The sequence below is a fragment of the Geminicoccus sp. genome (genome assembly GCF_035556675.1).
In the GTDB taxonomy this organism is placed as follows: Bacteria; Pseudomonadota; Alphaproteobacteria; order Geminicoccales; family Geminicoccaceae; genus Geminicoccus.
Genome location: NZ_DATMFZ010000254.1, coordinates 1 through 6914 on the forward strand (window position 1 = coordinate 1; position 6914 = coordinate 6914).

At 67.8% G+C, this 6914-nt stretch carries 7 protein-coding genes and 1 pseudogene; 5 read left to right on the top strand and 3 right to left on the bottom strand.

The window, feature by feature from the left end; translation table 11 throughout:
- The first annotated feature begins 121 nt into the window (after positions 1-121).
- Together VNS22_RS17750 and VNS22_RS28390 are read left to right on the top strand one after the other, a co-directional pair.
- Entirely contained in the window at positions 122-886 is a 765-nt protein-coding gene (locus tag VNS22_RS17750; RefSeq protein ID WP_325734739.1) for a glucose 1-dehydrogenase, read from the top strand.
- 68 nt (positions 887-954) lie between these two features.
- A pseudogene (locus VNS22_RS28390) lies at positions 955-1096 on the top strand (winged helix-turn-helix transcriptional regulator); the annotation flags it as partial.
- Between the two features lie 109 nt (positions 1097-1205).
- Here the strand turns inward: VNS22_RS28390 and VNS22_RS17755 are convergent.
- The gene (locus VNS22_RS17755; RefSeq protein WP_325734741.1) at positions 1206-2783 is read right to left on the bottom strand and encodes a sulfatase-like hydrolase/transferase; all 1578 of its coding nucleotides are present in this window, start codon (positions 2781-2783) and stop codon (positions 1206-1208) included.
- 205 nt (positions 2784-2988) lie between these two features.
- Here VNS22_RS17755 and VNS22_RS17760 point away from each other — a divergent pair, with 205 nt between their 5' ends.
- Together VNS22_RS17760 and VNS22_RS17765 are read left to right on the top strand one after the other, a co-directional pair.
- A complete protein-coding gene (locus tag VNS22_RS17760; RefSeq protein WP_325734743.1) occupies positions 2989-3258 on the top strand; it encodes a hypothetical protein in 270 nt (89 codons plus the stop codon).
- On the top strand, positions 3239-4723 hold the full coding sequence (locus tag VNS22_RS17765; RefSeq protein ID WP_325734745.1) for a class I SAM-dependent methyltransferase: 1485 nt from the start codon (positions 3239-3241) through the stop codon (positions 4721-4723). Before VNS22_RS17760 ends, VNS22_RS17765 begins: the two co-directional genes overlap by 20 nt.
- A 48-nt stretch (positions 4724-4771) precedes the next feature.
- Here VNS22_RS17765 and VNS22_RS17770 read toward each other — a convergent pair whose 3' ends face one another.
- Positions 4772-5665: an MBL fold metallo-hydrolase gene (locus VNS22_RS17770; protein WP_325734747.1), complete on the bottom strand. Its 894-nt coding sequence runs from the start codon at positions 5663-5665 to the stop codon at positions 4772-4774.
- 93 nt (positions 5666-5758) lie between these two features.
- On the opposite strand from VNS22_RS17770, the gene VNS22_RS17775 reads away from it, so the two are divergent.
- Positions 5759-6400: a GNAT family N-acetyltransferase gene (locus tag VNS22_RS17775; RefSeq protein ID WP_325734749.1), complete on the top strand. Its 642-nt coding sequence runs from the start codon at positions 5759-5761 to the stop codon at positions 6398-6400.
- A 27-nt stretch (positions 6401-6427) separates the two neighbouring features.
- On the opposite strand, the gene VNS22_RS17780 is transcribed toward VNS22_RS17775, so the two are convergent.
- Positions 6428-6914, bottom strand: a 487-nt coding sequence (locus VNS22_RS17780) for an enoyl-CoA hydratase-related protein (protein WP_325734751.1), incomplete at its 5' end; no start/stop codon positions are given.

Below are 6914 nucleotides of genomic sequence, written 5' to 3' on the forward strand. Positions count from 1 at the left end.
GCGAGTACTGCTCGCGCCTGTGCATGCTGGAAGGCTTCGCCGGCCACGCCGAGCAGGCCAACCTCCGCGTGCGCCGCTACGGCGGCCGCAACGTCCCCTATGCCAGCGCCGCGGAGTAACGATGTCGCTGCCCAAGCCCCCTTCCTTCCGCCTCGACGGCAAGCGCGCGCTCGTCACCGGGGCCGGCCGCGGCATCGGCCTGGCCGCCGCCGCGGCGCTGGCCGATGCCGGCGCCGCCGTCACCCTGGCCGCCCGCTCCCGTGACGAACTCGATGCCGCCGCCGCCGCGATCGGCGCGGCCGGCGGTCAGGCCCGGGCCCTGCCCCTCGACGTCACCGACCTGGATACCGTCGCCGCGGCGATCGCGGCCGAGCCGCCTTTCGACATCTTCGTCAACAATGCCGGCACCAACCGGCCCAAGCCGTTCCCAGAGGTCACCGTCGACGATTTCGATGCGATCTTCGGCCTGAACGTCCGCGCCGCCTTCTTCGCCGCCCAGGCCGTCGCCCGCCGCCTCCTGGACACGGGCAGGCCCGGCTCGATCGTCAACGTGTCCTCGCAGATGGGCCATGTCGGCGGCCGCGGCCGCACGGTCTACTGCGCGTCCAAGGCGGCGCTGGAAGGCCTGACCCGGGCCATGGCCCTGGATCTCGGGCCCCACGGCATCCGGGTCAACACGATTTGCCCGACCTTCATCGAGACCGAGATGACCCGCCCGTTCCTGTCCGCCCCGGACTTCCGCGCCGAGGTCGTGAGCAAGATCGCGCTGGGCCGCCTCGGCACGGTCGAGGACCTGACCGGCGCCATCTTGTTCCTGGCTTCGGACGCCTCCGCCCTGACCACCGGCTCGGCGCTGATGGTGGACGGCGGCTGGACGGCAGCCTGAGCATTCGCCCGGGCGACCGGTTCGAAATCCGTACTGCCAGGATCGCCCGGAGCCGCTATCGCTAGCCCATGACGAGCTACGGCCAGTTCTGGCTCGGTGGCACGGGCCCATGAAGCGCTGGGCGGGCGCTGGGCGCTCCTGATCGTGCGCGAACTCCTGTGCGGCAGCAGCCGATTCGGCGAGATCCGCCAGGGTATCCCCGACAGGTCAGTCGGGTACAGACGACGGTGCTCGGTCATGGCAGCGATCTCGGCGATCATAGATCGCTAAGCGCTACACGCCGGCCCTCTACAGCCCGCTACCGTTTCGAAGACCGCTTCTAGTCATGGAGCTCCCGCACGACATCCGTCACGTCAAAGAAATTATAGAGCTCGAAAATGGTGGGGATCGCATAGATCCGATCAGGAAGCCGCGCCAAGTCGCTGCCGAAATACTTGTCGAACAGCATCCGGAAGGAATTGACTGGTGTGATGGTCGGATAAAGCAGATCATAATCCCCGTCGGGGAAATAATAGGCGTTCAGGATCCCCATCTTGATCTGGAGTTCATCGAACGTCGCATCCCGCCAAGTGCGGATATGCCCGACATCCGTCTCGGGGAACGGGCCCTCGTCCGCCTGGATGATGATGATCGGCGGCGGCCCCTCGCGCTGCTGCAGGGCGATGACCAGGTCCCGGATCACCTTGCCGGCATAGTGCACCTGCTCGACATAGCCCTGCACCCTGCCACGGGCATCGGACTGCTCCCGCGACAGGCAGTTCCCGTCCGCGTCGAACGCGAAGGGTTCGTGCGGCAGCAGGATGTGGCCGAACACGAAGGTCGGCCCTGTCCCGTCCGCCGCCTGCTTGATCTGCTCGATCTGCCAGGGCACCCGCTGGCACTGCCCGGCATCCCATTGCATGGTGCGCGTGTAGAAACTGTCGGGGGCGACCAGGCGCATCATCGGGTTGATCACCCGGTCGCGCAGGTACATCGCGGTGAATTCGGCAAAGCCGAAGAGCGGATTGAACTCGGCATAGCTGTTGAGCTGGGTGGGTCCCCACCAGGCACCGATCTGGGCATAGCGGTAGCCGGCCGACTTCAGGAAGCGGGCGACCCGGTGGTCGCGCAGCATGCCGAGGATCGGCTGCCAGTCGCTCGACCGCCGCCCCTCCTCGTCCGCCAGGAAGTCCAGGTAATCCATCTGGAAGGTCGAGGCGAGGGAATGGCCGGTCTTGAGGTAGTTCGCGTGGCTGCCCCGCGCCACGTAGAAGCCCCGCTCTTCGAGAAAGGTCGTGAGCGGCGTGTCGTCGGTCTCGAAATAGCGCTCCATCACCGCGGCCGAAGCGTAGCGGTCGAACACCAGATAATAGATGTCCGGCTGGACGGCGGCCGGCACCGCCACTTCTTCGGGCGCCGGCGCCATCAGGCCCGGCCGGCCGTGCTCCCACTTGTACGAGGCGGCCTGCCAGATCGGCGTCACCACCAGGATCAGGGCGATGCCGTTGAGAATGCTGTGGGGCAGCCGGAGGTCACGGCGGGTCCATGCCACCGCCACGAACGCCGCCAGCAGGATCAGGACGAAGCCTGCCATGAAGGGGACCATCGGCACCCCGCCCGTCACATGGTTCACCCAGAAGCCCAGGCGGATGGTGAACAGACAGCCGATCAGGACGATGCTGGAAAGGATGGCGGTACGAGCGCCGAAGCTCCGGAACAACAAGCCCAGCACCAGGACCACCAGGAGCGCGAAGCCCAGTGCCATGCCCAGCGCCGGCAGGATCTCGAAGAGCGCGGCTTCCTTCACGTTCAGGGCGTAGAGCCCCAGCACGGAGGCGGCGGCGAACAGGAACGGGTGGAGCGGCCACCCGTCCCGGCTACGGACGCTTCTGGCCTGATTGGCCGGCCTGTCTTGCATGGCTTCTCCCCCCGACGTCGTGCGGACCGCTGAAAAAACCGTAAGGCGACCAGACCAATTTGGCTTTCCCCTTGTTGTCGGTGCAGCCCCGTGACAACTTCATGACAATTAGCGGATCGGACAGCGACAGCCAGTCTCTTGTCCGAGGGGAACGCCACCAACATAGCCGGGGACGCTCCGCGACCAGCGGCGGGAGAAGAACGACATGCACAGCATCGGCGCGTATGCTTTCCGGCTGGTGATGGCCGGCCTGATCGTGGGCATGTCGACCCGCACGGCGTCCGCCTATCTCGATCCGGGCACGGGCAGCATCATCCTGCAGGTGCTGCTGGGCGGCGTCGCCGGCCTGCTGCTCGCCGGCAAGCTCTACTGGCACCGGCTCCTGATCATGCTCGGCATCCGCCGCGAGGAGGAGGTCGCGTCGACCAGCAACGCCCATCAGGACGTGCAGATCGATGCAGCCACCCGCAAGTGAGGCGCTGAGCGGCCTCGCTCCTTCGCCGGACCGGGAGCGGGCCACCGCCGCTCCTGCCGTTGCCAGTGCCGTCGCCGCCGAGCCCGGTTCGTTCCGCGACCGCAACGGCGCCGTGTTCTACCGCGACGGCGAGATCCTGCGTGGCATCAGTGCTAAGGCGCTGGCCAACTGGGAGCGGCTGGCCGCGACACCGTTCTTCCAGGAGTTCACCGCGCAGGGCTCGATCGTGCGCACCGAGCGCCTGCCCGACGACGAGGCCCGCTCGTTCGGCGACTGGGCGGCGGTGCTGCGCCACGAGAAGGTGCCGTTCATCTCCTACCCCTACGAGTGGACGTTCGGCATGCTGAAGGATGCAGCGCTGCTGCATCTGGATCTCATGCAGGCTGCCCTCGGGGCCGGGCTGATCCTGAAGGATTCCTCGGCCTACAACATCCAGTGGCGCGGTGCGCAGCCGGTCTTCATCGACATCCCCTCCTTCGAGGTGCTGGGCAAGGGCGAGCCCTGGGTGGGCTATCGGCAGTTCTGCGAGCTGTTCCTCTATCCGCTGTTTCTGCAGGCCTATAAGGGCGTGGACTACCGCCCCTGGCTGCGCGGCCAGATCGACGGCATCCCGGCAGGCAGCCTGCGGCCGCTGCTCTCGGCACGCGACCTGATCCGGCCGGGCGTGCTGCTCCACGTGCTGGCCCAGGACAGCCTGCAGCGTCGCTATGCCGGCAAGCCGCAGAACGTGCGCAGTTCGATCGCCAAGGCCGGCTTCGACAAGCAGCTGATCGTCCGCAACGTCGAGGGCCTGCGCAAGATCGTGACCGGCCTCCAGCCCGGCGGGTCGAAGACGGTCTGGGCCGATTATGATCGCACCCACAGCTATGACCAGGCCGAGTTCGAGGCGAAATGCGCCTTTGTGCGCGAGGCGTCGCGGCACCGGCGCTGGCGGATGGCCTGGGATCTCGGCTGCAACACCGGCACGTTCTCGCGGCTGATCGCCGAGCAGGCCGACCATGTCGTGTCCATGGACGGCGACTGGATGGCGATCGAGCATCTCTACCAGGCGCAGCAGAACCGGCCGGACCAGCAGAAGATCCTGCCGCTGGTGGTCAACCTGTCCGACCCCTCGCCTGCCCAGGGCTGGCGCGGCCTGGAACGGCGCTCCCTACCCGAGCGCGGTCGCCCGGAGCTGACGCTCTGCCTGGCGCTGATCCACCATATCGTGATCAGCGCCAACATCCCGATGCGCGACTTCATCGGCTGGCTGGCCGGGCTCGGCACGTCGCTGGTGATCGAGTTCGTCAGCCGGTCGGACGAGATGGTGCAGACCCTGCTCGCCAACAAGGACGACCAGTACGGCGACTACCAGCAGGACCAGTTCGAGGCCTGCCTCGCCGAGCATTACCGGATTCGCGCCGACCAGTCGCTGAAGGGCGGCAAGCGCCACATCTATTTCTGCACGCCCAAGAGCGAGCCGTAGCCGCGCGTGGAACGGCAGCCGGGCCTGTGCCCGGCGGTCGGGCAGTGCCTAGCAGTAGGCGCTGCCGTCCTCTGCGCGCGCCGGCTCGCGGAGATAGCGCCCCTCGGCCGGCACGGCCACGCTGTCGAACCGTTCGGCCAGTTCGTGCAGGGCCGCGCGCATCTCTGGCCCCTGCATGGCATGGCCGTGGCCGGTCACCACCAGTTCCGGCTCCAGGGCCGCCAGGCGCCGCACCGAACTGGCGGCCTTGTCCCATTCCACCGTGTAGTACATGGGCGGGCCGTGCATCTCGGGCGCCTGCACCGCGACCGCATAGGCGGATTCCTGGCGGGTGGTGATGAAGGCGTCGCCGGCGATCAGCACCCGGTCCGCTTCCCGCCACAGCGACACATGGCCGACACTGTGGCCGGGCGTGTGGAGCCAGCGCCAGCCGGGTAGATGCGGGACGCTGCCATCGTCCGGCAACGCGCGCAGCCGGCTGCCCACGTCGACCGGGCCGCGCGGGTAGAACCGGGAGATCGCCGCCATCATCCCGCCGCCGACGCTCGGATCACCCGGCGGGTAGCTGGCGCGGCCGTTCAGGTAGGGGTGCTCCAGTTGGTGGGCATGGACCGGCACGTCCCATTCCTGTGCCAGCCTGACGAGTTCGCCGACATGATCGAAATGGCCGTGGGTGAGCACGATCGCGGCCGGCCGTGCGTCCTGGCCGAACCGCTCGGCAGCCGCAGCGCGGATGAAGGGAGCGGTGCCGGCGAGCCCTGCATCGATCAGCACCCAGCCGCGATCGCCCACATCGGGCCGGCCACAGAACACGACGTTGACGATGCCCAGGCGCCGATAGGCCAGATCGGGTGCGACCTCGTGCGTGTGGTCGTCACGCACGGCATCCAGTTCCGGATCGATTGCGCTCGCTTCTGGAGACAGCGGAATCTGCTCGCCCATGACCGGCTCCCTGCGGCACGCCCTCAGGCAGTGTCGGTGTACCGGGATCGAACGCATGGCCGATCCCGCCGTTCCCCGGGCGCCGGGGAGACAGTGACAGGTTCGGCCGATTCAGGCCGGACCGGACGCGATCGCGCGTGTGCCGCGCAGCTTGACGGCTGGCTGGATGTCTTGGTTGGATGGCCGGCCTCGGGCAGGAGAACCTGGATGAGGATCAGGCAGGGCGATCGGCAGGACGACGAGATCCTGGCCCGGCATCACATTGCACTCTGGAAAAGCTACGGCATCCAGCCCGAGCAGATGCGCACCGATGCACTCGCCATCATCCTGGACTTCATCACGGTCGGCCGCCGCGAGCGCAGCCTCGCCACCTTCCTCGCATGCGACGAGGACGATCGGGTGATCGGCTCGGCGAGCAGCCAGCTGCATCGCGTCCCCTATCCCGAGATCATGCTGCCAAGCGTCCGCCGCTTCGGCTATATCTGGAGCGTCTTCGTCGAGCCCGCCTACCGGCGCCAGGGCATCGCTCGGCAATTGATGGAGCACGCTCTGGCCCATCTACGCGCGATCGGCTGCACCACCGCGGTGCTGCACTCCTCCGATGCGGGGGAGGCGCTCTACCAGCAGTTGGGATTCCGTGTCGTCAAGGAGATGCGGATGGGGCTGAACGAGCCGCTCCCAGAACCGGCGGATCCGCCGCCCGACCCTGTTCTTGGGATGCCGCCCTCAGGCTGAGGCCGCCAGTGTGGACCACCGGGCGGCTCAGCCGACGGCCGCCAGGCGAAAGGCCGGCGTGCCGGCGACGTCGGCGCCGACCGTTGCCCGCTTTTTCTCCTGGACGCGGGCCAGGCAGTCCATGCGGCGCAGGGCCGGCTCGTCGAGCTTGAGGGCCAGATCGACCCACAGGTCGACGATGTCGAGGAGTTCGCGCTTGTCGCAGGGCTCGGCACGCTCGCGCACCCGCTTGAGGGTGACCAGGGTGTCGAAGCGGCGCTGGTTGTCCGCGATGAAGCGGGCGAAGGTAGCCATGGCTTGGCCTTCCGGGCAGACCAGGTCGACCAGGCCCAGCGCCTTGACCTCCTGGGCACTGCGCGACAGCCCGTCCTCTAGGATCTGGCGGGCCAGCACCGGGCCCAGCTTGCGCTTGAGGAAGCTGTAGCCGCCCATGCCGGGGAACAGGTTGAACAGGATCTCGGGCAGGCCGAACTTGGTGCCTTCCTCGGCGATCACCAGGTCGTCGGTGAGCATC